This is a genomic window from Streptomyces sp. NBC_00631, assembly GCF_045206895.1.
Lineage (GTDB): Bacteria > Actinomycetota > Actinomycetes > Streptomycetales > Streptomycetaceae > Streptomyces.
In genome coordinates, this window is the sequence record NZ_CP107734.1 from 4738033 (window position 1) to 4763120 (window position 25088).

21 protein-coding genes, 1 pseudogene and 1 riboswitch are annotated in these 25088 nt (G+C 70.6%); of the genes and pseudogenes, 7 read left to right on the forward strand and 15 right to left on the reverse strand.

Annotation, left to right across the window (positions count from 1 at the left end):
• Positions 1–108 precede the first annotated feature (108 nt).
• The 13 genes from OHB00_RS21670 to OHB00_RS21730 all read right to left on the reverse strand — a co-directional run bounded on the left by OHB00_RS21670 (position 109) and on the right by OHB00_RS21730 (position 15079).
• Positions 109–1092 carry an exopolyphosphatase gene (locus OHB00_RS21670; RefSeq protein WP_406436635.1) on the reverse strand — a complete coding sequence of 328 codons (984 nt, stop codon included), beginning with the start codon at positions 1090–1092 and terminating at the stop codon, positions 109–111.
• Between the two features lie 177 nt (positions 1093–1269).
• On the reverse strand, positions 1270–1794 hold the full coding sequence (locus OHB00_RS21675) for a DUF501 domain-containing protein (protein ID WP_406436637.1): 525 nt from the start codon (positions 1792–1794) through the stop codon (positions 1270–1272).
• Between the two features lie 60 nt (positions 1795–1854).
• Positions 1855–2331 carry a septum formation initiator family protein gene (locus tag OHB00_RS21680; RefSeq protein ID WP_406436639.1) on the reverse strand — a complete coding sequence of 159 codons (477 nt, stop codon included), beginning with the start codon at positions 2329–2331 and terminating at the stop codon, positions 1855–1857.
• A gap of 99 nt (positions 2332–2430) precedes the next feature.
• Complete coding sequence (eno, locus tag OHB00_RS21685) at positions 2431–3717, reverse strand: phosphopyruvate hydratase (protein WP_406436641.1); 1287 nt, start codon at positions 3715–3717, stop codon at positions 2431–2433.
• A gap of 399 nt (positions 3718–4116) precedes the next feature.
• The gene (locus tag OHB00_RS21690) at positions 4117–4806 is read right to left on the reverse strand and encodes a transglycosylase family protein (RefSeq protein WP_406436643.1); all 690 of its coding nucleotides are present in this window, start codon (positions 4804–4806) and stop codon (positions 4117–4119) included.
• A gap of 4 nt (positions 4807–4810) precedes the next feature.
• A riboswitch (cyclic di-AMP (ydaO/yuaA leader) is annotated at positions 4811–4985 on the reverse strand.
• A gap of 183 nt (positions 4986–5168) precedes the next feature.
• Positions 5169–6179 carry a transglycosylase family protein gene (locus OHB00_RS21695; RefSeq protein WP_406436645.1) on the reverse strand — a complete coding sequence of 337 codons (1011 nt, stop codon included), beginning with the start codon at positions 6177–6179 and terminating at the stop codon, positions 5169–5171.
• 186 nt (positions 6180–6365) lie between these two features.
• Entirely contained in the window at positions 6366–7640 is a 1275-nt protein-coding gene (locus OHB00_RS21700; protein WP_406436648.1) for a cytochrome P450, read from the reverse strand.
• 77 nt (positions 7641–7717) lie between these two features.
• Positions 7718–8728, reverse strand: a complete 1011-nt coding sequence (locus OHB00_RS21705; protein ID WP_406436650.1) for a nucleoside triphosphate pyrophosphohydrolase — start codon at positions 8726–8728, stop codon at positions 7718–7720.
• Positions 8729–8834: 106 nt separating this feature from the next.
• Entirely contained in the window at positions 8835–9482 is a 648-nt protein-coding gene (locus OHB00_RS21710) for a SurA N-terminal domain-containing protein (RefSeq protein ID WP_406436652.1), read from the reverse strand.
• A 159-nt stretch (positions 9483–9641) separates the two neighbouring features.
• Complete coding sequence (locus OHB00_RS21715) at positions 9642–10466, reverse strand: glycoside hydrolase domain-containing protein (RefSeq protein ID WP_406436655.1); 825 nt, start codon at positions 10464–10466, stop codon at positions 9642–9644.
• A 75-nt stretch (positions 10467–10541) separates the two neighbouring features.
• Positions 10542–12029, reverse strand: a complete 1488-nt coding sequence (locus tag OHB00_RS21720) for a protein kinase domain-containing protein (protein WP_406445925.1) — start codon at positions 12027–12029, stop codon at positions 10542–10544.
• A gap of 38 nt (positions 12030–12067) precedes the next feature.
• The gene (locus OHB00_RS21725; protein ID WP_406436657.1) at positions 12068–12700 is read right to left on the reverse strand and encodes a hypothetical protein; all 633 of its coding nucleotides are present in this window, start codon (positions 12698–12700) and stop codon (positions 12068–12070) included.
• Positions 12701–12904: 204 nt separating this feature from the next.
• On the reverse strand, positions 12905–15079 hold the full coding sequence (locus OHB00_RS21730) for an N-6 DNA methylase (RefSeq protein ID WP_406436659.1): 2175 nt from the start codon (positions 15077–15079) through the stop codon (positions 12905–12907).
• 164 nt (positions 15080–15243) lie between these two features.
• On the opposite strand from OHB00_RS21730, the gene OHB00_RS21735 reads away from it, so the two are divergent.
• The 3 genes from OHB00_RS21735 to OHB00_RS21745 are packed head-to-tail and all read left to right on the forward strand — an operon-like array spanning position 15244 to position 18998.
• Positions 15244–15957: a hypothetical protein gene (locus OHB00_RS21735; RefSeq protein WP_406436661.1), complete on the forward strand. Its 714-nt coding sequence runs from the start codon at positions 15244–15246 to the stop codon at positions 15955–15957.
• 54 nt (positions 15958–16011) lie between these two features.
• On the forward strand, positions 16012–17877 hold the full coding sequence (locus OHB00_RS21740) for a M48 family metalloprotease (protein ID WP_406436663.1): 1866 nt from the start codon (positions 16012–16014) through the stop codon (positions 17875–17877).
• A complete protein-coding gene (locus OHB00_RS21745) occupies positions 17874–18998 on the forward strand; it encodes a hypothetical protein (RefSeq protein ID WP_406436665.1) in 1125 nt (374 codons plus the stop codon). Before OHB00_RS21740 ends, OHB00_RS21745 begins: the two co-directional genes overlap by 4 nt.
• 39 nt (positions 18999–19037) lie before the next feature.
• Here OHB00_RS21745 and OHB00_RS21750 read toward each other — a convergent pair.
• A pseudogene (locus tag OHB00_RS21750) lies at positions 19038–19523 on the reverse strand (HNH endonuclease family protein); the annotation flags it as partial.
• A gap of 123 nt (positions 19524–19646) precedes the next feature.
• Here OHB00_RS21750 and OHB00_RS21755 point away from each other — a divergent pair.
• The 4 genes from OHB00_RS21755 to OHB00_RS21770 all read left to right on the forward strand — a co-directional run bounded on the left by OHB00_RS21755 (position 19647) and on the right by OHB00_RS21770 (position 24247).
• Complete coding sequence (locus OHB00_RS21755) at positions 19647–20768, forward strand: tyrosine-type recombinase/integrase (protein ID WP_406436667.1); 1122 nt, start codon at positions 19647–19649, stop codon at positions 20766–20768.
• 257 nt (positions 20769–21025) lie between these two features.
• Positions 21026–22966: a tyrosine-type recombinase/integrase gene (locus OHB00_RS21760; protein WP_406436669.1), complete on the forward strand. Its 1941-nt coding sequence runs from the start codon at positions 21026–21028 to the stop codon at positions 22964–22966.
• Positions 22963–23562 carry a DUF6262 family protein gene (locus tag OHB00_RS21765; protein ID WP_406436671.1) on the forward strand — a complete coding sequence of 200 codons (600 nt, stop codon included), beginning with the start codon at positions 22963–22965 and terminating at the stop codon, positions 23560–23562. The genes OHB00_RS21760 and OHB00_RS21765 overlap by 4 nt, the downstream gene beginning before the upstream one ends.
• A 58-nt stretch (positions 23563–23620) precedes the next feature.
• A complete protein-coding gene (locus OHB00_RS21770) occupies positions 23621–24247 on the forward strand; it encodes a nucleotidyltransferase family protein (protein ID WP_406436673.1) in 627 nt (208 codons plus the stop codon).
• A gap of 20 nt (positions 24248–24267) precedes the next feature.
• Here the strand turns inward: OHB00_RS21770 and OHB00_RS21775 are convergent, their stop codons facing one another.
• Positions 24268–25050, reverse strand: coding sequence for an HNH endonuclease family protein (locus OHB00_RS21775; RefSeq protein WP_406436675.1), 783 nt, complete (start codon positions 25048–25050; stop codon positions 24268–24270).
• Positions 25051–25088 lie beyond the last annotated feature (38 nt).

A 25088-nucleotide genomic window follows, 5' to 3' on the forward strand; every position in this document is an offset into this window, starting at 1 on the left:
TCACCTGCACCGAATTCCTTGTGAAGAACTTCACGAAGTTTTCCGCCGGGACGTCGTGGCACGGGGTGTCACCGGCCGTTCCGGGTGCTCACCCGTTGTCCCACCTGCTCATCCGAGGCCGTTGGGCAATGGCCGACGCCCGTTGGACGGCTGGGCGACGGACCAGGCGATCCCGTCGAGGATGTCGTGCTCGCTCACCACGACCTCCGTCGCGCCCACCCGCTCCATGATCGACTGGAGGACGAGGGCGCCGGCGCCGATGACGTCGACGCGGCCGGGGTGCATGGAGGGGATCGCCGCCCGCTCGGCGTGCGTCGAGCGCAGCAGCCACTCGGTGATCTCCCGGACCCGGGCGTAGGGAATGCGGGAGTGGTGGATGGCCGCGGAGTCGTACTCCGGCAGATCCTGGTGGATGGCGGAGAGGGTGGTGACGGAGCCGGCGAGACCGACCAGGGTGTGCGCCTCGCGCAGCGGGACGGTCTCCTCCGCGAGGTCGAGGGCGCGCTCGATGTCGGCCCACATGGAGGCGGTCTCGGCCTCGGTGGGCGGGTCGCTGACGTGCCCCTCGTGCACGAGATGCCGCTCGGTCATCCGCACACAGCCGACGTCCACGGACCGGGCGGCGCGCACGTGCTCGTCGCCGACGACGAACTCCGTCGAGCCGCCGCCGATGTCCACGACGAGGAACGGCTTGGCGAGGTCGTCGCGTCCGGTCAGCTCCTTCGTCGCGCCCGTGAAGGAGAACTCGGCCTCCTGGTCGCCGCTGATGACCTCCGGCTCGACGCCGAGGATGTCCAGCACGCCGCGCACGAACTCGTCCCGGTTCTCGGCGTCACGGGACGCGGACGTGGCCACGAACCGCAGCCGCTCCGCCCCGTACTCCTTGATGACCGCCGCGTACTCCCGGCAGGCCGCGAACGTCCGCGCCAGCGCCTCGGGCGCGAGCCGCCCGGTCCGGTCCACCCCCTGCCCGAGCCGCACGATCACCATCCGCCGGTCGAGGTCGACGAGTTCTCCGGTCTCCGGGTTCGCGTCGGCCACGAGCAGCCGGATGGAGTTGGTGCCACAGTCGATGGCGGCGACGCGGGTCATGGGTGGCGGGTTCCTTGTCTGTTCGTGACTTGTCGGCGGACCGGGCCGAGCCGGGCGGCACCTGCTCGACGGACCGGGTCGGGACGGCAACCATTCGATCAACCGAGTCGGGTGGTGGGTGGGCGAGGGACCCGGGGGCCCGGGGCGGAGCCTCCGGGAGGGCGACCTGTCCGTCGGTCAGTGCTCGGCCGTGGACACCACACACGCCCCCTTGGCCCACCACTCCGGCAGCATGGCGATCGCCTCGTCGCCGAGCGGGTTCACGCCGGGGCCGGCGGCCAGGGAGTGCGCCACGAGCACGTGCAGGCACTTCACCCGGTCCGGCATACCGCCGGCGCTGGGAAAGCCCGTCAGCTCCTCGATCTCGTCCCGGCGCCGGATGTAGTCCTCGTGTGCGGCCCGGTACGCCGCCGCCAGCTCCGGATCGCTCTCCAGCCGCGCCGTCATCTCCTTCATCACGCCGTTGGCCTCAAGCGTGCCGATCGCGGACGCGGCCTTCGGGCACGTCAGGTAGTACAGCGTCGGGAACGGCGTCCCGTCCGGCAGCCGCGGCGCGGTCTCCACGACGTCCGGCTGGCCGCACGGGCACCGGTGCGCGATCGCCCGCAGTCCGCGCGGCGGCCGCCCGAGCTGCTGCTTGAAGGCCTCGACGTCCGCGTCGGTCGGCTCGGTACGCGGAGTGGAGGGAGGAGCCGTTTCCATGCCTGTCTTTCTGTTCTGCTGCGCTACTACTGCTCTGCTGCGCCACTGCTGCTCTGCTGCTCACTGGTCGGACGCGTCGGACTTGTCGACGCCGTCCCAGACGTTCGCGTACCAGGGCCGGTCGGCCGCCCCGAGGTAGGCGTGCGCCTGCTTGGCAACACCGGGGTCGATCACGATGTAGCCGGTCTCCCCCGGCATCACGTAGTGCAGCCGCTCCCGGATCTGCTGCTCGGCGTACGCGTCGTCCTGCCACCGCGCCTTGAGGTCCCGCAGCTGCTCGACCCGCTGCCGGGCCTGCTGCTGCTGGCGTTCCAGGTCGGAGATCTCGGCGCGCTGGGAGACGTACTGCCGCATCGGGTAGGCGAGCGCGACGACCATCGTGCAGAGCACGATCGCGAGGAGCGCGGCGCGGCCGGTGAGCCGGGAGCGGCGGGCCTGGCGCCGGGTCTGGGAGCGGTAGACCCGGGCCGCCGTCTGCTCGCCGAGCAGCTTGAGCCTGGTCGCGGTGGAGAACCGGTCCCGGTCCTTCACTGCCATGTCCCCGCCTCCCTGATACGTGCGTACGTCCCCGGACACGGTACGGGACCGGGTACGGGGACGTACGTACGACTGGCTAAGCGTTACCCCAGGTTGGGGTCAGCCCTTGAAGCGGGGGAACGCGCTGCGGCCCGCGTACACCGCCGCGTCGTCGAGGATCTCCTCGATGCGCAGCAGCTGGTTGTACTTGGCGACGCGCTCGGAGCGGGCCGGGGCGCCGGTCTTGATCTGGCCGCAGTTGGTGGCGACGGCGAGGTCGGCGATGGTGACGTCCTCGGTCTCGCCGGAGCGGTGCGACATCATGCACTTGAAGCCGTTGCGCTGGGCGAGCTCGACGGCGTCCAGCGTCTCGGTCAGGGAACCGATCTGGTTCACCTTCACCAGCAGGGCGTTGGCGGTGCCCTCCTCGATGCCGCGGGCGAGGCGCTCCGGGTTGGTGACGAACAGGTCGTCGCCGACGAGCTGGACCTTGTCGCCGAGCTTGTCGGTGATGACCTTCCAGCCGGCCCAGTCGTCCTCGAACAGCGGGTCCTCGATGGAGACCAGCGGGTACGCCGCGACCAGCTCCTCGTAGTACTCGGTCATCTCGGCGGCCGAGCGGGACTTGCCCTCGAACTCGTACTTGCCGTCCTTGTAGAACTCGGACGCGGCGACGTCGAGCGCGAGCGCGATCTGCTCGCCGGGGACGTAACCGGCCTGCTTGACTGCCTCCAGGATGAGGTCCAGCGCGGCGCGGTTGGACTCCAGGTTGGGGGCGAAGCCGCCCTCGTCGCCGAGGCCGGTGGACAGGCCCTTGCTCTTCAGGACCTTCTTGAGGGTGTGGTAGACCTCGGCGCCCCAGCGCAGCGCCTCGGAGAAGGACTCCGCGCCGATCGGGGCGATCATGAACTCCTGGATGTCGACGTTGGAGTCCGCGTGCGAGCCGCCGTTGAGGATGTTCATCATCGGCACCGGCAGCAGGTGCGCGTTCGGGCCGCCCAGGTAGCGGAAGAGCGGGAGGTCGGACGCCTCGGAGGCGGCGTGCGCGACGGCGAGGGAGACTCCGAGGATGGCGTTGGCGCCCAGCGAGCCCTTGTTGTCGGTGGCGTCCAGGTCGAACATGGCCTGGTCGATCAGGCGCTGCTCGGTGGCGTCGTAGCCGACCAGCTCCGGGCCGATCTGCTCGATGACGGCGAGGACGGCCTTCTCGACACCCTTGCCCAGGTAGCGGTTGGGGTCGCCGTCACGGAGCTCGATGGCCTCGAAGGCACCGGTGGAGGCGCCGGACGGGACGGCGGCACGACCCGTGCTGCCGTCGTCGAGGCCGACCTCGACCTCGACCGTGGGGTTGCCTCGGGAGTCCAGGATTTCCCGGGCTACGACGACGTCGATGGACGGCACGAGCATCTCCTTCTTGGGATGTGACGCTGGTTGTGCGGGGCGCACGTGGGCCTGGCCGGCCCTTGCTCAGCCTTGCGACTAGAGCCTAACCGTCCCGGGCCCGTCGGCCGGCACGACCGACCGACCCGTGGACACACTGACGGTACTCATTGTTCATGCGCGGAACAAAGGGGGTCCCGATGAAGAACGGAAGAAGAGCGGGCCAAGAAGGGGACCGGAAGGAGGACGGCAAAGAGAAACCCCGCCCCGGTGCGTACGGGGGGAAACGCACCGGAGCGGGGAGCCGTGGGGGACGGGGGTGGCCCTCACGTGGCCTCCACTATGGGGACCACGGTTGTGTGGGGGCTGTGCTTCAGCTGGGCGCCGCTTAGTACTTGCGGCACGCGCCGCACCGCGCCCGCGCCTTTACTTCAGGTGGAGCTGCTGGCCCGGGTAGATGAAGTCGGCATCGTCGACGATGTCCTTGTTCAGCTTGAACAGCGCCTGCCAGCCGCCCTTGACCTTGTGCTTCTCGGCGATCGAGCTGAGGGTGTCACCCTTGACGACCTTGTACTCGCCGTCGCCCTTCTTGACCTTCTTGCCGGTCGGGGTGGTGACGGTCTTCTTGGCAGCCGGGCGCTCGGCGGAGCGGGAGGCGGCCTGGGTACCGGTCGAGCGGGTGCTGGTGCTGCTGCTCGACGAGCTGGAGCTGGAGGAGCTGCTGGAGCCGCCGCCGGTGTAGGCGGCGCTGGACAGGCCCGTGCCGCAGACCGGCCAGGCGCCCTTGCCCTGCGCGGCGAGGACCTTCTCGGCGATCTGGATCTGCTGCGCCTTGGTGGCCTGGTTCGCCTGCGCGGCGTACTGCGTGCCGCCGTACGCGGCCCAGGTGGAGGCGGAGAACTGCAGACCGCCGTAGTAGCCGTTGCCGGTGTTGATGGCCCAGTTGCCGCCCGACTCGCACTGGGCGACGGCGTCCCACTCGGAGGCGGTGGCGGCCGAGGCGCTGCCGGCCGCCATCAGCGGAGCGGCGACGGCGACGCCGGTGACACCGGCGACAGCGATGGCGCGGACGGCCTTGGACGGACGACGGTGCTTGCCCTTGCCGGAAAACAGCATGGATCGATCCCCTCACCGACGCCTGCGAGGTGAGCTGTCGGGTTCGGGCCGGTTGAGTTGCCCGGCCGCACACCCGTGTGTCGGTGCGCGGCTTCACCCCGAGCCGGATCGGCAGCCTCGACTGCCGGTCCCGGCACTTACCTTGGGTCCCCCGCTCCTGCCTACGGCGCTTGACGCGACGACTGTTCCCGGACGGCCGCTGGCAGGACTCGGCGTTGCGACAGCCGGGGCTCGTGGTGACGAGCGGCCTTGACCGTAAACAGGGCATCCGGCGAATTTCAAAGATGATCAGGGCTTCTGAGACTCATCCCACACTTTCGCCAAAACGGACATTAGCCCTCGAAGCGGGGCGTCAACTCCCGCTACTTTTCGTCCGATTCGCTGCCGAGTTTCAGGGTCTGACCGGGGGTGATGGCGTTCGGGTCGGTACCGATGTCGGCCTTGTTCGCGGCATAGAGCGCACGCCATCCGCCGTCGAGGTCAAGGGAGTCGGCGATGGAGGCGAGGGTGTCGCCCTCACGGACGGTGTAGGTGCCGCTGTCGCGGGAGGCGTGACGGGCGGAGGAGGTGGCATCCTGACCGTTTGTCACGCTTTCGTCCGCCGAGCCGCCGCGATGCTTGCCGCCGCCACCGACGGCCCCCGTGTCGACCAGACTCCAAGAGCCTCCGGTCTGCCACGAATTGTCCGAGTCGTCAGCCTCGGAGGTGACGGGATTCTCACTCGCCTTCGAGGTACCGGAGCCGGTGCCGGAGCCGGATGATTCCGACTTGTCCGTCTTGGTGGATTTGCTGGGGGTGTCCGTCTTGGAGTCACTGCCCGCGCTCGCGCTCGGGGAGGGAGTGCTGGAGTCGTCCCCGGAGTCCGCGGCGCCCGAGGAGGAACCGGAGTCGGAGGAGGAGGACGACGAGTCCGACAGCCCGGAGGACGTGTCCGACGAGTCGGAGGAGGACGAGTCAGCCGATCCGCCAAGGCCCGTGTCGACGTTCACCGAGGCGTCGTCGGAGGAGAGCCCGGCCAGCAGGGCGCAGGTCCGCCAGGGCTTGGTGCCCTGGTCGGCGAGTATTTTCTCGGCGACCGCGATCTGCTGCGAACGGCTCGCCTGGTCGGGCGTCGTGGCGTACTCCGTGCCCCCGTACTTCTCCCAGTCGTCCAGGGACATCTGGAGGCCGCCGTAGTAGCCGTTGCCGTTGTCGGCGCTCCAGGAGCCACCGCTCTCGCACTCGGCCACCTGGTCCCAGGTGGAGCCGTCGGCAGCGTGCGCGCTCACCGCGCCGAGGAGCGGGATGGCGATGGCGGAGCCGGTCACCCCGGCCGCGACGAGGAGGGCCGGAGCCTGACGGGGGCGACGGTGACGACCGTTCCCGGAGAGCATGCGGAAACCTTTCGAGCGACAGCGGTGACCGGCGCGGCGGGTCCCGCAGGGGCGCCGCGCTGATGGGTGAACGTATCGGCAGACGATCACTTGTCACAAGTTAATGCCGCGCAGATCACGTGAAGATCACAGACTTGAGCGCTGGTCACCTTTGGCTGTTCGGGGCGGTACGGGCCTCGGCAGGGCTCAGCGGCCGGCGGGCGTGAACTCCACGGGGAGCGTGCGCAGTCCGCGCATGATGAGCCCACCACGCCACCGCAACTCGCTCTCGTCCACCGCGAGTCGCAGGTCGGGGAGGCGGGTGAGCAGACCCGCGAGCGCGGTCTGCCCCTCCAGGCGGGCGAGCGGGGCGCCGAGGCAGTAGTGAATGCCGTGGCCGTACCCGAGGTGCTGGTTGTCGCGCCGGGCGAGGTCGAGGGTGTCCGGCTCGGCGAACCGCTCCGGGTCCCGGTCCGCCGCGGCCAGGACGACCAGGACCGGGTCGCCGGGCGCGATGTGCTGCCCGCCGACGGTGACCGGCTCGGTGGCGAACCGCCAGGTGGCCAGCTCCACCGGCCCGTCGTAGCGCAGCAGTTCCTCGACACCGGTCTCCAGCAGCCCGCGTTCGCCGGCGGCCAGGGACTCCTGCAGACGGTTCCGCTGCCCAGGATGGGTGAGCAGCGCGTACATCCCGTTCCCGATCAGGTTGACGGTCGTCTCGAACCCGGCGAACAGCAGGATGAACGCCATGGCCGCGGCCTCGTTCTCGGTGAGGTGCTCACCGTGGTCCGAGGCCCGGATGAGCCCGGAGATGAGGTCCTCGCCGGGACCGGCCTCGGCGGACAGCGCCTCGCGCTTCCGGTGGATCAGCTCGGCCAGGTATCCCCGCATCTTCTTCACCGACCGCGCGACCCCGCCCCGCGGGCCGCCCCCGTGCCGGATCATCATCCCCGCCCAGTCCCGGAAGTCGTCCTGGTCCTCGCGCGGGACGCCGAGCAGGTCGCAGATGGCGTAGATGGGGAGCGGAAAGGCGAAGTCGTGGATGAGGTCGGCGGACCCGGTGGCCGCGAACCCGTCGATGAGTTCATCGGTCAGCTCCCGTACCCGCGGCGCGAACTCGGCCACCCGGCGTGGCGTGAACGCCTTGCTGACCAGCCGCCGCAGCCTGGTGTGGTCCGGCGGATCGATGTTCAGCAGGTGCGTCATCAGCTCCGCCTTGCGCTCCCCGGGGATGCCGGTCTTCCCCTTGGCGTGCTCGGGCTCGTCGTGATGCGCCGGATTCTTGGAGAGCCTCGGGTCGGCGAGCGCCTGCTTGGCGTCGGTGTAGCGGGTGACCAGCCAGGCTTCCACGCCGCTGGGGAGAGTCGCACGGTGGACGGGGGCGTTGTCGCGGAGCCATGCGTAGGCGGGGTAGGGGTCCGTCGCGAACTCCCAGGTGAAGAGTTCGGGAGCGGCGGTGTCGGAGTTGAACTGGTCGGTCACTCCCCGACGGTATCCGCAGCGGCCGGGTGGCACTCGACCGGCGTTCGCCGATCCTGCGCCCCCGCGCCTGCCTCCGCTCAGTTCTCCACCCCTTCCCTCGCCCGCACCGCGTTCCGGTACGCCCGGGCCGCCGCCCGCAGCGCCGTCTCGGGGTCGACGCCCTCCGCCTCCGCGTGGGCCGCGAGCGCGAGCAGCTCGTAGCCGACGCCCTGTGCCTGCGGCAGCGGTACGTCCAGCCCTGCCGTGCGCACCCGTGAGGCGAGCTTCGCCGCCAGTGCGAGACCCGGCTGGGCGAGGGGCACCCCGTCCGTCACCGACTCGCGCTGCTTCTCTATCGCCTTGGTGCGCAGCCAGTGCTCCTTGACCTCCTCCGGAGTCGAGGCGGTCTCGTCGCCGAAGACGTGCGGGTGGCGGTGGATGAGCTTCGTGACGATGCCTCCCGCCACGTCGTCGATGGAGAAGGGGGCGTCGGGGTCCTCCTCCGCGATCCGCGCGTGGAAGACGACCTGGAGGAGCACGTCGCCCAGTTCCTCGCGCAGTTCGTCGCGGTCGCCGGCCTCGATCGCCTCGACGAGTTCGTACGCCTCCTCGATGGCGTACTTGGCCAGGCCCTCGTGGGTCTTCAGGGAGGACCAGGGGCACTCCGCGCGGATCCGGTCCATGACCTGGACGAGGTCGAGGAGGCGGGCGCCGGGCAGGTCGTAGGAGGCGGGGAGCAGCTCCAGCTCGGGCATCCGCACACGGCCTGAGCCGGCGAGCCGGGCCAGGCCGTCCGTGAGGGCGGGCTCGCCCTCGCCCGTGGCCACGACCACCACGGTCCGGCCGCCGGCGCAGGCGTCGATCAGCTCCTCGGCGGTGGGGGCGGCCTCGTCCACGGCCGTCCCGGCCTCCCGCAGATACGGCAGCTGCGGGTGGGCGCCGTCCGCGCACAGCACGCGGTCCGCCGCGCGCAGCGCCTGCCAGGCGGGCCAGGAGAGCAGGCCGGGGGCGACCCGGTGGCTGGTGGTGAGCAGGACGACCCGGCCGGCGTCGGACCGGGAGGCCGGAGAGGGTTCCGGAGTGGTGGGTTCGGGCCTGGTGGTGTTCACGCTCCGAACGTAACGCACCACCGCCGCCGACCTCGCGCTTTGTCCACAGGGTGGGGACGATCAAGTGATCGTATGACCGCACGCTTCACCCCGCGCCGGGGAGGCGCTACGCCGACACCTGTGTCCCGGCCGACGTGACCTCCCGTACCCACGGCGTCTTGGCGTCCACCCGGCTGCTCTTCTGGACGTCCCAGGCGCCGTAGCGCGGGTTGAGGTCGACGTGAAGTTCCTTGGAGGCGTTGGCCAGGGCCTTCCAGAAGGCGAGCTGCGAGGTGTCGGTGCCGAGCGCCTGGGCGAGCTTGTTGGCCTCCACCTGGAAGCGCAGGTTGTCGTCCAGGCGCTTGGGGGCGATGCCGTACTTCTGCAGCCAGGCGGTCTGCAGCGCCGCGGAGCCGCCGGCCTGCTGTTCGAGGCCGGAGCGCATCTTCTCGACCTCCTTGCGGGTGACGCCGACGCCCGCGTCCTGGGCGGCCCGGTGCAGCACCCGGTCGAGGACCATGTTGTACAGGGTGTCCCGGGTGAGGCTGCTGGTGGAGGCGAGGACCTGCTGGTACTGCGTCCCGTCCGGCACCGCGGCGCGCTGGGCCTGGCGCACCTCGTTCACGCGGTTCTCCAGCTGCGAGACGGTGATCCGCTGCCCGCCCACGACGGCCGCCGCGCCCGGGTGCGCGTCGCTTCCGCAGGCGGTGAGGAGGGGGGCCGCGGCGGCGATCGCGGCGGAGAGGACGAGCGCGGTGCGACGGCGGCGGTGCAAGGGTGCCTCCCGAGGAGATTGTGCGACGGTGCACAAAGTCTTGCGGTGATCGATGGTAGGCAGTGGGCAAGCTCTGGCCAACCCATTCGACCAACGATTCACACGCGTATCCGGCACCGCCGCACCACCCTCCGGAAGGGTTTGCGGTACGGGTTCCGCTCAGCCCGTGATCGCCACCGGGCCGTCCCACGCGTCACGGTCCACGGTGATCGTGTAACTCCCGTGCGTCTCCTTGCTGTTCACCATGTACTGGTGGCCCCGGCTGTGCCCGGTGTACTGGGTCGAGCCGAACGGCCAGTCCGTGGTCGTGGTGTTCTTCTTGTCCCACAGCGCGTACCAGAGGTTGCCCGGCAGGTCCGTCTCGTCCGTGGCGTTCGCGATCGCCTTGGCGCTGGAGCTGGTGAAGCCGTAGAAGCCCGCGCGGTACGTCTTCGCGCGCAGTTCCTTGTCGAAGGCGCGGACGTACGTCAGCACGGCGTTGTTGCACGACGTGTTCGTGGTGTCGTACGCCTCCATGTCGAGGTAGATCGGGCTGCCCGCCTTCATGCCGAGCGCGGCGGCCTTGGTGACGGCGTCGTCCGCCTCGGACTTGCCCACGGAGGCGGCGGTGGCGGCGCTGATCTTCACGGAGCCGCCGGATCCGCAGGACGGCTGGGCGCCGACGTAGAGCGGGACGAGCTTCCAGCCCAGCGCGGAGACCGACTTGACCCAGGAGGCGGTGAGGTTGGGCTGGGCGCAGCCGCGGTTCTTGCCGCCGATGTAGACGGCGGCGGCGCCGTAGAACCCGGTGTTCCAGGCCTTCATCGCGGCGAGCGAGGGCGCGGCACAGGTGTCGAAGGCGCGGCCGGTGAACGTCTTCTGGGCGGGCCAGGTGGTGGCCGCCATGGAGGTCTGCGCGGCGATCCCGGCCCCGGCGACCACGGCGGCACCCGCGACGCCCCAGGTGATGTATCTGCGCTTCCTCGACTGCCGATGGCTGGACATGCCCGACCCCACCCCTGTGTCTTTGCTGTGCGGCAAGTTGTGCGAAAAGTAGATGCAGTATGCACTGCGCGGGACCTAGCCGCGCATCTGCCCCAGCCACTGCAGCGTGCGCCTGACCTCCGCCGCCATCGGATGCCCGGGCCCGTGCAGCCGCTCCACGTCCATCAGCAGCCGGGCCAGCGTGTCGTGCGCGGCGGGCCGGTCGCCGAGGGCGAGCAGCAGATGCCCGATGCGGCGGCGCACGTCGTGCGCGAGCTGCGGATCGCCGGCCACGTACTGGTTCTCGTAGTAGGGCAGCAGCGCACGGTACTCCGCGAGCGCCGCGGCCGGTTCGCCGAGCTGTTCCAGGCACTGGGCGGTCTCGTAACGGAAGCGCAGGGCCTGCGGGTCGGCCTGGCCCGCCTCGGCGGCGCGTTCCTCGGCGAGCCGGCGCAGTTCGGGCAGCGCGCGCCGGTACTGCCCGTCGTCCATCAGCGTGGCCGCGTACTGCTTGCGCAGGGTCCGTACGACCGTGGAGCGCTCGCCGTGCCGGTCGGCGGCGACGGGCAGGATCGCGCCCAGGATGTCGACGGCCTGGGTGATGCGCCCCTCCCCGAGCAGCCGCTTGACCTCGTCGACGGCCGCGGCGACATCCGGTTTCTCCGGTACGACGGCCACGGGGGCGGCGGGCTGGTGTGCGGGCGTCCGCGCCCGGTCCGGCCAGGGGGCGTGCGGGCGCAGGAAGGGGCGCGTGGGGTCCAGAGGCGCCCCGGAGGGCGTCCCGCGCGCGGGCAGGAGCGACGACAGGTTCTCGTAGACCTCCTGCGCGGACGCCGGACGGTGCTGCGGGTCCTTGGCGAGCAGGCGCAGTACGAGGCTCTCCAGCGGCTCCGGGACCTCGGGGCGGATCCGGCGCACGGGCAGCGGCGGCTCGTACAGGTGCCGGTGCAGCACGCCGAGCGCCGTGGAGCCCGCGAACGGGACCTCCCCGCTGAGCAGTTCGTGCAGCAGCACACCGAGCGCGTACAGGTCGGTGTACGGGCCGACCGCGCCGCCCATCGCCTGCTCGGGCGCCATGTAGGCGGGCGAGCCGATCGGGGAGCCGGTGTGGGTGAGGCGGGTGGTGTCCGTGTCCATGACGGAGGCCACGCCCAGGTCGAGCACGGTGACCGTGCCGTCCTGCTTCACCATCACGTTGCGCGGCTTGAGGTCACGGTGGACGATCGGCACGGCGTGCACGGCGCTCAGCACGGCGCACAGCTGCGCGGCCACCGCCACCGCCCACTGCCACGGGTACGGGTCGTGCTCCGCCAGGTGGTCGGAGAGGTCGGCACCGTCCACGTACTGCATGACGAGGAAGAGCTCCTCGCCCTCGCTGCCCGCGTCGTGCACGGTGACCAGCCCGGGGTGGTCGACCTGCGCGGTCACCCGGCACTCCCGCAGGAACCGCCGGCGCAGCTCCTCCGCCTCCGCGCCCGCCACCTTGTCGGGGCGCAGCAGCTTCACCGCCACCCGCCGGTCCAGCCGCTGGTCGTACGCCGTCCACACCTGGCCCATGCCGCCCTGCCCGATGAGCGTGGACAGCTCGTAGCGGCCGGCGACGACACGTCCTGTCGCCACGGTCACCGTCCGCCCTCGTAGTCGCTCTCGTAGCCGCCCTCGCGGTGCCCGTCGTGTTTGCGCAGGTAGTCACTGAGCTCGTCGAGTTCGGCGCGCACCTGCTCGATCCGGGCGGGCGCCGGGCGCTGGGGCGGCGCGGGTATCGGGGGTTGCGAGAGCGGCGGCCCGGGCAGCGGGGGAACCGTGTGCGGGGGTGGGGTGTGCGGGGGCTGTGCGCCCAGGGGTGTCGTCCCCGTGGCGTACGGCGAGGCGGGGGGCGGGTAGCCGTATCCCTGCGCCGCGTACGCCGCGCGCTGCCGCTGGAAGTGGCGTACGTCGGCCACGAGGTAGTAGACGCTCGTGGCCAGCAGCGTGCCGAACAGCAGGGTGATTCCCAGGTAGCCGCCGGGGGTGTGCACGTCGTCGCCGGGTTCGTTGCCCAGCAGCACGAGGCTGAGGACGTCGGACGCGGCCACCGCCACCAGCAGGCCCCAGTCCGCAGATCTGCGGGTCACCGCGGCCAGCCGCAGCATCATCACCCACGCCAGGAAGCCGACGCTCAACACGCCCATCGCCACGAACACCACGCGCAACAGGACCAGTACGGCTTCGTGCGGCGGCCGCCGCACCGGCTGCGCATGGCCCTGGCCTTGCATGATCGCTCCTGTGTTGCCTGAAAAGGGCGTACGTGCCCGCCCGGCGCGGTCCGTCCGGGGACGACACCGGTCGCGCGATGGTCGGTTCGAGCATATGGCCCGGCACGGACAACCGGTTCGGGTTGTACCGAACCGTTGTCGGACCGGCTGCGGGGACGCACCGGCCAGGCACCGACCACGGGCCGGCCACGGGACGATCGGGGATCAGTCGGGCGCGACCGTACCGTCGGTGAGGCCGTCGTACATCCCGCGCACGAGGTGCTCCCCCAGTCGGCTCGCGTGGCGCAGCGCACGCTCGAACTCGTCGAGTGCGCGGAAGCGCGCGCCGTAGCGCCGTTGTTCCTCCAGAGGCAGCCGGGGCAGCTGCAGCCGGCGCACGTCCAGCCGGGTCGCCGTGGAGGCATAGCTGCTGGCCTGCCGGTTGTTGGCGGTACCGCGCAGGAAGCCGGCGAGGAACCACGGGTCGAGGGCCGTGCGATCGGGGCGCAGCAGCACGAGGTTGCGCCCCAGGGCGGCGCCCGCCGTCGCCGCGTCGATCACCCGCGCCACCGAGCCGCCGCCGAGGACCGGTACGACGACATCGCCCGGCTCGGTCAGCACGGCCTCCTCGTCGCTCTCGGGAAGCGTGCCCGAGGGCTCCGCCGCGGCGAGGACGTCGTGGTCGGTGAGCACGGGCAGGCGCGCGTGGCCGCCGTTCCCGCCCGTGCGCAGCATCAGCGCGCCCCCGCGCGCGAGTTCACCGACGGTGGTGAGCGGCCAGCGCGCGGGCGACGCCTGATCGGCCGGCGGCGGAGTGAGGTCCACGGTCAGGCGCAGGGTCTCGCCGAGCCGATCACGGACCGCCGTGAGCTGTTCCGCGCCGTCGGCCCCGGCGGCCGGGGGCAGATGGCGGGCGGGTGCGAGGTCCACGTCGTCGTCGAGGAGTTCGATGACCGGCACCGAACGGGCCAGCCCCGGCCGTTCCACCGGCCCCCCGTCGCGCTCGACGGCACGCCAGGCGTCCAGGACGGCGTCCCGTACCGCCGTCCAGTCCGGACCGCCCCGCCCCTCCCCGGCGAACCTCCCGGTGTCCACGAGCAGCACCTCGGGCGTGGCCGGCGTCCGGTCGGGCCGGCGCAGCACCCACAGGTGCAGCGGGATGCTGTACGGCGGCGCCGCCCCGGCCGGCAGCGCGACGAGCGCCCTGAGCGCGCCCCGGCGCAGCAGGTCGGCGCGGATCCGGCGGCCGGAACGGCGGGACGCGACGGCCGGCGGCATGAGCAGGACCGCGGTACCGCCGTCGGCGAGCCGGGCCAGGGCGTGCTGCACCCAGGCCAGTTCCGACTCGGTGCGCGCGGGAAAGCCGTACTCCCAGCGTGCGTCGTACGCCAGCTCGTCGTGGCCCCAGTTGCGCTCGTTGAACGGCGGGTGGCACAGCACCGCGTCGGCGCGCAGCTCCGGGTGGGCGTCGGCGCGCAGGGTGTCGCCGGCGGCGCCGTGCACCCCGGCCCGGGAGTGCAGCGCGAGCCGCAGCGCGGTGAGCGCGGCGAGGTCGGGAGCGTTGTCCTGGGCGTACAGCTCCTGGCCGGGGCGGATGTCGACGGCCCGCAGCAGGGCGCCGGTTCCGCAGGCCGGGTCCAGCACGGTGCGGGCGGGGCCTGCCAGATCGGCCATGAGACCGGCGAGTTCGGCCGGCGTGAGCGTGTACTGGCGGGGGTTGGCGTCCAGGTGCCTGCCCAGCAGGAACTCGAAGGCCTGCCGGGCCCCGGCCTCGGCGGCCAGTTCGGCGGCGCCGCGCAGGAGCGGGACGGAGGGGAGGAGCTGGGGGCCCGTGGGGGTGCGGACGACGGGAGTGGTGTTGGCGGGGGTGGTGTTGGCGGGGGTGGGTGCAGTGTTCACACCCTCCGGTCCGCTGGGCCTGTTCACACCCTCCGCGCCGCCAGGGCTGTTCACAGCATCGGCGATGCCCGCGGACCGGCCGGTGTGAACCGTGCGCTCCGCCGCGCCGCCGAGGCGCGCGGTCAGCACCTCCTCCAGCGCGGCCGGCAGCATCGCGGCCAGGCGCTCGTCCGAGCCGGCGCTCGCGTGGAGCCAGACGGTGGGGCGCTCGTGGATCAGCAGCAGCACGCAGCCGGCGTGCACCAGCGCCGTCAGCGCGCCGTCGGGGTGCCCGGCGAGGTGCTGCCAGACCCGCTCGCGCAGCGGGACCTCGGCGAGTTTGCCCTGGTTGCGCAGCCAGGACTCGACCTCGGCGAGCGCGAAGGACGGACTGGTCTCGGTACCGCCGACCGGCTTGGGGAAGTCGGCGTGCCGACGGCGCCAGTTGCTGACGGCGGCGCGGCCCACCCCGGCCAGCCGCGCGATGCCGGCCGCGGTCACCTCTGTGGCGTTGTCCTGCACGCGGCCTCCCTCCCGTCGTCCCATGTGTGCACCGAGCATACCGACGCACGCAAGATCCATCGCTTCACGGCGTGTACACCACTGCCCGCGTGAACCGTGTTGACTCGGTTCACAGGCTCTGCTCTTATTGACCCACCGCTTCATCCACCATCGAAGGACTTCTGATGCGTCTCCCGTCCCGTGCCGTGATGCTGATAGCCGTCGCGGCCCTTCCGCTGGCCCTGACGGCCTGCTCCACCGGATCCACCGGATCCACCACCGACTCCGGCACCGGCACGAGCACCCAGCCGGCCAAGGCGAAGGACCCCGACTCCGGCCTGCTCACGGGCGCCCGGCTGAAGAAGGCGCTGGCGCCCGCCTCGGCCTTCCCGGCCGGGCTCGCCCTTGAGTCCGACGGTTCCGCGGACAGCGGTGGCCAGTTCCTCTCCCCGGCCGACAGGAAGGCGGGGAAGCCGGACTGCACCAGGCTGGAGACCACGTCCTGGATCCAGGTGTCCGGCTACAAGGGCGGGGTGTCGTTCGCGCAGAACGGCTACGCGAACAAGACCGCGGAGGTGGACCAGGAGATCGACGCCTTCCAGGGCGCCACGGCGGCCGCCGTGATGAAGGCGCTGCGGACCGTGGCCGACGAGTGCGCCACGTACACGGACACCGACGCGCACGCCAAGGTGAAGCTCACCGGCACAGCCACGGCCGGACTCGGCGACGAGGCCTACATGATGACGCTGACGAGCGGCTACTGGGAGAACGGCACCACGCTGATCGCGGCTCGTTCCGGCAGCTCCGTGGTCACCGTGCTGTCCACCGCGGGCGCCGACAACGGCGCCGCGTCCGCGAGGAAGGTGACGACGACGATCCTGTCGGCGCTGAAGAAGTAGCCACCGATCCGTCCCGTCCCGTCCCGCCCAGTTCCGTTCCCGTGAAGGATGCCGATGCGCCTCAGGTCCCGTCCCGCCGGCCGGGCTGCCACCGGGGAGACCGCCGTACGAGAACACGGCGTGCCCGGAGCGCCGCTGCGTGCCGTGCTCGTTCTCGGCCTGCTCCTCGGGTTCTACCTGCTGGCCCTGCTCATCCTTGTCGCGCTCGCGCTCCTGGACGTCTTCCTGGCCCGGGGCCCGGGCTTCACGGTCATGGCCGTCGAGGGCTATGTCGGCTCGCTGGCGATCGCCTGGTGCGTGGTGCGGGTCGTCCTCCTCACCCGCGGCCCCGGGGACGGGCAGGACGAGCTGCCCGGTGTGCCGCTGACGCCGCGTGAGCAGCCCGAGCTGTGGCGGCGGGTGCGGGACCTCGCCGAGCGGGTGGGCACTCAGCCACCCACGGAGATCCGGGTGATCCCGGGGGCCAACGCCATGGTGCGGGAGGACGGCCGGTGGCTCGGGCTGGTCGCGGGCGAGCGGCGGCTCTTCCTCGGCGCGGCGCTGCTGATCGGCCTGCCGGAGGACGAGCTGCACGCCGTGCTCGGGCACGAACTGGGTCACTACGCGCACGAGGACACCCGGCTGGGCGGCCTGCTCTGGGCGCTGCACGGCAGACTGCTGCACACCGCACACACGTTGCGGCAGCGGGCCGCGCGCGAGGAGGCCGAGGAGAAGGCGAGGGCCGCCGCACGGGCCGCACGGCGCCGGGCGGCCGGCAAGCCGCCACCGCTGAAGCGGGAGCCCACGCGGGGCCCGGACCACTACCTGGCCCTCGTCTTCTCCGCGTACGCGCGGTGGTGTCTGCGCCTGACCGAGGCCGTCAGCCGCCGGCAGGAGTACGCGGCCGACCTGGTGGCCGCCCGGGTCGCCGGACGGGGCACCATGGCCGCGGCCCTGCGCCGTATCACCGCGCTAGAAGCCGCCGACGACCTCTATCTGCGCGAGTACGCCCTGCTGGGCCACGATGCCGGCCTGCTGCCGCCGGAGGGACAGTTCCACGGCGGGCTCGCCCTCCTGCTGGCGGACCCCGGACGCCGGACGGAACTGGATGCGTGGGCCGGCGGACCGCTCCCGGAGGTGATCTCCGAGGAGAGCTCGCCGTACGACAGCCACCCGCCCACGGCGGCCCGCATCGCGGCGCTGGAGGCGCTCCCCGAGCTGTCCGAACTCCCCGGACTCCCCGAACTCCCCGGACTCCCCGGCGACGGACGACGCGACACCACGCGCCCCGCCCTCGCGCTGCTCCGGGAGCCGGACCGCGTCTTCGCCGGACTGGAGCGAGCCGTACTGCCCCGGGAGACGCTGTCCTGGCGGCGGGTGCCCTGGACCGAACTGCCCGCCCGGGCCCGGCGCGAGAGCTGGGCGCGGGAAGCCGCACCGCTGCTGGAAGCCATGGCCCAGGTGGCCGGCGCGAGAGGCATCGCCGTATCCGGGGCATGCGGGGTGTACGGGGTATCGGGGGTATCCGGAGTCACGCATCTCGGCCGCCTCCTGGACCTGGTCGACCACGGCCTGCTGCACGACCTCGCCGACTGGCTGCCCAGGTCGGAGCAGGCCGGCCGGAGCAGTGGGCGTGCGGCACGCGAGTTCGGCAGGACGGCCTTCCGTTCGGCCCTGCGCCGGCTCGCCCTGCTCGCCGCGCTGGACACCGGGCTGTGCCGGTGGGAGCTGTGCTGGTCCGGGCCCGCGGTGCGGGTGGTGGCACCCGAGCGGTTCGCCGAGGCGCTGGAGCAGGCCCTGGACCACGTGGTCGCCGAGCCGCCCGGCACGGCTCCCCTGCGGGCTCTGCTGCTGTCCGGCGGCGGCTACGCTCCCACAACCCCTGCGCACATCTCGTCAACCGCCCCCTTCGGCGGCTTCTACCCGAAAGACCCGGTATGAACGTCCTGATCGACATAGCCGGTACCGGCGCCCTCCTCTACGCGGCCGTCACCGTCCCGCGCAACGCCCGCAAGGCGCGGGCGCTCCGGGCGGAGGCGAAGGCCAAGGCGCCGGTCAACATCGACCCCGCCAAGTACGGGCTGGTGCCCGCCGCTCAGCTCGACAAGCGTTTCGCGGGCCCCGATCCCGAGGCGGACGCGGTCGCGGCGGCCGCCCTCGCCGGTGACTGGCGGCGCGCCGCCGGCTACCTGGCCGGGGCGGGCCGGGACTGGGACCTGCGGTGGTACCGGCTGGGCATCCTCACCCACGCGGCCGCCGAGGACGACACCTGGCTCAGGGCGTGGCGGACCGAGTACCCCGGCGACCCGGCCGCCGCCCTGGTGCACGCCGACGCGCTGGTCGTGCTCGCGCACAAGGTGCGCGGCGCGAACCAGGCGAAACACACCACCGCGGAGCAGTTCGAGGGCTTTCACCGGCTGCTGGCCGAGGCACTGCCCGCCTGCCAGGAGGCCGCCTGGACGGCACCCGAGGACCCGTGTCCGTGGATCGCGCAGATCTCCATCGCGCTGGGGCTCGGCTGGTCGCACGACGACTTCCGGGCGCTGTGGGCCGAGATCACGGCGCGCGATCCGCACCACTTCGGAGCGCACATGAGCGCCCTGCAGTACTGGTGCGCCAAGTGGCGCGGTTCGCACGAGCTGATGTACGCGTTCGCCGAGCAGGCCGCGGCCTCGGCGCCGCAGGGCAGCCTGCTGCCCGTACTGCGCCTGGAGGCGCTGATGGAGCACGCGTCGCGGGAGCCGAAGGCGCCCGTGTACAGCCAGCCGTTCGTGCAGGCGGCCGTGGACGCCACCCTGGACGCCGTGGACCGTACGCCGGCCGGGCACCACCGGCTGCCGACGGTGCGGCACCTGCTGGCGGACGCGCTGTTCCAGACGGATCGGTACGCGGAGGCCGTCGAGCAGTTCCGGGCGGTCGGCGGATACGTCGGCAGCGCGCCGTGGACGTACTCCGCCAACCCGGTCAAGGCGTTCGTCTTCGCTCGCACCAACACCTTCGTCGCCTGGGAGAAGGCGGGCTGCCCGGCACCCGCGCCGCGCGGCCACGCCATGGGTCGGTGACGCAGGCGGCGGTGACGCACGCGTCGGGGGCGGGCCGGTTCAGCGCGCCTTGAAGCGTGCCGGCGCCTCGGTCGGGTTGCCGCCCGAGGGGAGTTTCTGGCCCGGGCAGGTGGTGAGGACCTTCTTCATCGCGTTCTTCTCGGCGCCGGTGACCCACAGGCCGTACTTCTTCTTCACGGCCACCTGCGCGGCGACGTAGGTGCAGCGGTAGGACTTGTCGGGCGGCAGCCAGGTGGCGGTGTCGCCGTCACCCTTGCCGCGGTTGGCGCTCGCGTCGACGGCGAGGAGGTTGAGCGGGTCGTTGGCCAGGGCTATGCGCTTGCCGGCGTCCCAGTACTTGGCGCCCTTCTGCCAGGCGTCCGAGAGCGCGACGAGGTGGTCGATGTCGACCAGGCTGCGGCCGCGCCGGTAGGTGACCTCCTTGCCGGAGTAGGGGTCCGGCTCCAGCACGCCGTAGGAGACCTTGCAGTCGCCGTCGGTGTACTTCACGTCCTTCAGGTCGCGCTTGAGTATGTCGTCCCGGGTTATCTACATCCCCTTCTTCCCTGCGATTTACGTGAGTGACAGCCGTGTCCCCTCGTCGTGCCTCGCCGTTATCAGTCATGCCAAGAGGCACATGAGCGACATGCTCAGACAGGGGGCGGATCAATGGTGTTACGTACGGAGAAGGCCGTCTCGCCCACCACGGGAGAGGTCACCTGGTTGCTCGTCGACGAGGAGACGTACCGGCCTCACCCCGAGGCACGGGAGTTCTCGCTCTACCTGTGGGGTGCAAGGCGCTCGCCACAGACGCAGCGCGCCTACATTCCTCGTATCGGACGCTTCCTCAACTGGTGTGCCGGGCGGGGCACCGACTGGAAGACCGTCGGACTCGGCGACATGACGAGATTCAAGTTCCATACCGAGCGGACACCCATCCGGCGGGGGCAACTGCCGTCAGGTAAGACAGTCAACGCCGTTCTCACCGCCGTCTGCGAGTTCATCCGCTTCTGCGCCGTCCAGGGTCACGTTGCCCATGACGTCGCCGCGCGACTGAGCGAGCCGCGCTTCCTGACATCGCCACCAGTCGGCTTCGATCCTGGTGAAGGCGGCCAGCACCTCATGGTGAAGGCCCGGGTACTGAAAGCGCCCGAGATCGAGACGGCGCCTGCGACACTCACCGCGTCGCAGGTGGCCCAGGTGCTCGATGCGGCGCCCACCGCTCGCGACCGGTTGCTCCTTACTGTGCTCGTGGAAGGCGGGTTGCGGATCGGCGAGGCTCTCGGGCTGCGGCGCGAGGACATGCACCTGCTGCCCGACTCAACCCACCTGGGCTGCCGAACACGTGGCGCGCACCTGCACGTGCGGCCGCGTCAGGGCAACGTCAACGGGGCGCGCGCGAAGGCGGGGCGGCACCGCATGGTGCCGCTCACGGGAAACGCTGTTCACCGGTACCGCGACCATCTCGCCGAGCGCGAGACTGTGCCCGAAGCCTCCCGCTGCGACTACGTCTTCGTGAACTTGTTCGGCGCCCACGTAGGCAGGCCTACGACGTACTCCAACGCCAAGCAGATCGTCGAACGGATCGGCAGACGGTGCGGCTTTCGCACGCGCCCCCACATGATGCGGCATACGGCGGCAACCAACTGGATTCGCAACGGAGTCGCCCCTGACGTCGTACAGGTGCTTCTGGGGCACGCGTCACCGGCAAGCACCGCTGTGTACCTGCACGCCCGGGACGATGACCTCCGCGCGGCCGTCGACGGCACCTCCACGGGGGCGGAGCGATGAACCGAATGATCGGCGCAGCCACCTCGAGTGAGTCCCGCCCACGGGACCCCGCATGGGCCGAATGGCTTGAGCAACGGCTGGTTCCCGGGTGGCGGACGAAGGAGTGGGACCCGACCGTATCGCGCTACACAGCAGACCCCGGCAACCCCTCGACGAGTGTGTTCACCTGTGTAGTGGCGGCATGCTCGACGCATGTGGCGAGCAACGGCAGCCGCTGCGAGTCCTGCCGTCGTGCCCGCGTATGCCAGGGACACCCGGTGGACTTCGACTCGGCTTACGTTCCTTTTGAGGCTCGGCGCAGGCCCAACAGCGCGGGCGCTGCTGCTCTCGGAGTGTCCCAATTCTCTTTGGCCGAGGTGTCGCTGGCCATACGACAGGAGGTTCTGTACGGCCTCCAGCAGCGTGACGCCGCCGGGATCACCCTGGTTCCCCAGCGTATCCGCCGTGCCATCGCTGCTCTCCCCTCCGGGCTGGCCACCCTACTGGACCTCGACGAGTCGTTCGTGCATGGTTTGCCGGCGGACCTCGCCGGGATGCTGAACGGCATCTTGCAGCACGTCCGACGCGTGCGCTTGGAGTACGACGGCACTGATCCGACCTCGGGAGATGTCTGGGAATCCGCTCTGGTGGGACTCACGGCCGGACGGGGCCGGAAGTACCCGGCCGTGCATGGCGTCATCGACTTCCGGCCGGTCCGCCAGTCGTGGCTACGAGAGTTGGTCAAGGAGTACGGGCGCACTGTCCGCCCCAATGTCTTCGACCTGCGTCAGACCGTGTACGCCGTGACGCTGGCGTCCAACGCCCTGGCCAACCGCCCCCATGGGGACAGGCCGGAAAAGTTGTCGATGGCCGACATGAGCATCGTGGTGGACGAGTTTCGTATCGCCAGGCGTCCCGAAGACGGCCATGCCTACTCGACGGGCCACCGGCGGGCGCTGCTTCGCCTGTGGCGCGCGTTCCTCGAGTACGCACGGCAGGCTGGGCTGATGGATCACGTTCCCGGCGGTTTCGCCCTGAACCCGAAGCTTCACACCATCGCCGCGCTCGAGGTCTCCGAGGACGAGATCGGCCGCGCAATCCCCGAGCACGTCATCGCTCAACTCGACCTTCACATCGAGTTGCTCGGAACATCGACCAGGTACGAGAGCGGTGGCTGGACTGCTTCCGACTTCGCGAGGATGTACCAAGCGGCATACAGGATCCTCCGGGACACCGGTCGGCGCCCTGGTGAGGTGACCAGCTTGCATCGCGACTGTCTGGAGTGGGTCGACGGCAAACCGACTCTGATCTACGACAACCACAAGCGGCGCCGACATGGCCGCCGCCTGCCCATCACCGAGGCAACCGCCCAGGAGATCGAGTTCTGGCAGAAGGAGCTTCAGCGTCTGGCGCAGGTCCCGGCATGTGAGCAATGGCTGTTTCCGTCACCAGGCCAGCGCAACCGCCCTCGGCGCGGTCACCTCACCACCGCGCAGTTCTGCAACCGGATCTTCCGCGACTGGGTCGACGAGCTCATTCCCGAACTCGTCGACGAGCGCCTGGGCGACGACGGCGAGCCCTTGTCATACGACCGCACCCAGATCATCCCGTACGGATTCCGCCATGCCTACGCGCAGCGCCACGCGGACGCCGGCACCCGCCCCGATGTCCTCAGAGACCTCATGGACCACCGCTCCCTCGACGTCACGATGGGCTACTACAAGGTCTCACTCGGCAGAAAACAGGAAGCCGTCAGGACAGTCGCCCGCTTCGCCGTCGACCGGCACGGATCTCCCAAGCGCTTCGAAGACCCCCTGGCTTATGAGGTCGAGAGCGTCGCGGTCCCCTACGGAGGTTGCACCGAGCCCAGCAACGTCAAAGCGGGCGGGGGACACTGCCGTATCCGGTTCCAGTGCGCCGGATGCGACTTCTACCGGCCCGATCCCTCCTACCTGCCCGCGCTGGAGCAACAGGTCGCGGATCTGAGAGCGGACAGAGAGGCAGCCCTGGCCATGGAGACGGCGGACTGGGTGGTACGCAACTTCGACGATCAGATCCGGGCGTACGCCAAGTCGGCCGACAGGATGCGGCGACAACTTGAAGAGATGCCGGAGGAGGAACGGGCCACAGTCGAGGCCGCCTCACGCGAACTGCGCAAAGTCCGCTCAGCCGCCGCTTTCATCCCGGTCCAGTCTCTGACCTTCCGGAAGACCTCATGACCCGTACCTCCCCGAATGCCACCGCAGGCAACGAAGCGCGGATCCGGCGTCTTCGTGCCGCCCGTGCCCAGGACAGTGAAGCCAAGACGGCTCGCACCCTGGACGTCCTCCGCGACCTCTTCGCCTCCGGGCAGCGGATCACCTGTGCTCGCGTCGCCCGCGAAGCCTCGGTATCTACCTGGTTCGTCTACAACAAACCGCAGGTGCAGGATGCCATCCAAGCCGCCATGCACGAACAGCGTCAGCACGGACGCCGGACCGTCACCGGGCCAAGCTCGGGGCAGGTCACACCCGCCGGCCTGCAGACCGAACTCGCCCTGGCCCGACAAGAGATCAAGGACCTGAAGAAGGAGCGGGACCGTCTCCGGGAGCGCGTACGGCTCTCTCTGGGCGCGGAACTGGACGATGTGGGCCGCGGTCAGCTGGTCGAGCGGATCCGGCAGCTGGAACAGCAAAACACGGAGCTGAGGCGTGAGCTGTCAGAGGCCGGGGACCGCCTGACTGATTCAGAACGACGCCTGCAGGAGGCGGAGGACGACCTCACCGCCGCCAGGGCAAGTCTTCGCCGCGCGATGCGGGCGGTGCCTTCTAAGTGACCAATGGCGGGAACCGGTATCAGACCCGCCGCAGACCATGTTGTGGTAGGCAGGGTTCGTGATCGGCCGCCTCCCCCTTGACGAGCAGCTTGAGTGCCTGCGTGAGACGTTGTCCCGAAACGAGGTGTTGACGGAGGTACTGGCGCGCACGGCGACGTTGGGTCTGCCCGGGTGGTACGTGACTGCCGGGTGCCTGTTCCAGACCGTATGGAACGTGGCCACGGGCAAGCCGCCGACCAGCGGCATCAAGGACTATGACGTCTTCTACTTCGACGCCGGCGATCTGTCCTGGGGGGCGGAGGACGCTGCGATCAAGGCAGGACGGGAGGTCTTCTCCGGTCTGCCCGCAGAGGTTGAGATCCGGAACGAGGCTCGGGTGCACCTCTGGTACGAGGACAGGTTCGGGGTGGCGTGTCCTCCGTACCAGTCCACCGAGGCGGCGATCGACAGCTTTGCCGCAACCACGTGCTGTCTAGGGGTGCGTGCCGAGGCGGACAGCAAGTGGCGTGTATATGCGCCGCATGGGCTGTCGGACGTGTTCAACCTCGTCGTCCGACCGAACCCGGTGCTCGCGCCGCGGTCGGTCTACGAGGCCAAGGCGGCACGGTGGCGCGAGCAATGGCCTGAGCTGACCGTCCTGGAATGGCCCTCAACGAGCACCACGGTTCCTTCGGCCCGCGGTTGATGCCGACCGCGTCGGCCTTGTCAGCCGCCGCACTGCGTCAGCATCATCCGCTTGTCCGCGCCCGTCACCGGAAGGCCGTACTTCAACGACACCTGGGCGAAGCGCACCACGTAGGAGCAGCGGACCTGCTTGTTCGGGGGCAGCCAGGTCGCGGGCCCCGAGTCGCTCTTGGCGCCGTTGGTGGGGCCGTCCACGGGAATCAGGTTGAGCGGGTCGTTGGCGATGTCCTCCCGCCTGTCCTTCGGCCAACGGGCCGCACCCATCTGCCAGTCGTACGACAGCGGCATGACGTGGTCTATCTGCACCGTCGTGGCGTGAGACTTGGTCCACTCGATGGTCTTACCCGTGTACGGATCGTGCAGCGTCATGGAGGCGACGACGCAGTCGGATCCGGCCCGGAAACGGACCTTCTCGCCATCGCGTTTCAGAAGATCGTTTCGCGAGTCACAGCCATTGTGAGCAAAGGGTATGCCGCCTGGAGCAGAGTCCATCCAGGCGTAGCCGAACTTGTCCCTCTCATACCCCGTCTTCGGCCCGCGTCCCTTCGTCGCCACTTTTTCGATCAGCGACCGCGCCTTCGCCATGTCCGCGGTGGACGTGATCGCCCCCAGCCCCGGTTTCGTGCCGTCCGGATTGTTCAGCGGGTTCACGGCCCGGCCGTCACCGGTGGTCGAGACGGCAGAACCGGATGAGCCACTGCCCTCAGGTGGAGCAATGTCCTTGCAGCCTGCGATCAGGATTCCGCCGGCCGCCAGTGCGACGGATGCCACAACAACAGGCCGCCCCCCGACACTGTGCCTCATGTCCCTCTCAATACGCATAGCGCACTGCCCCCTGGATG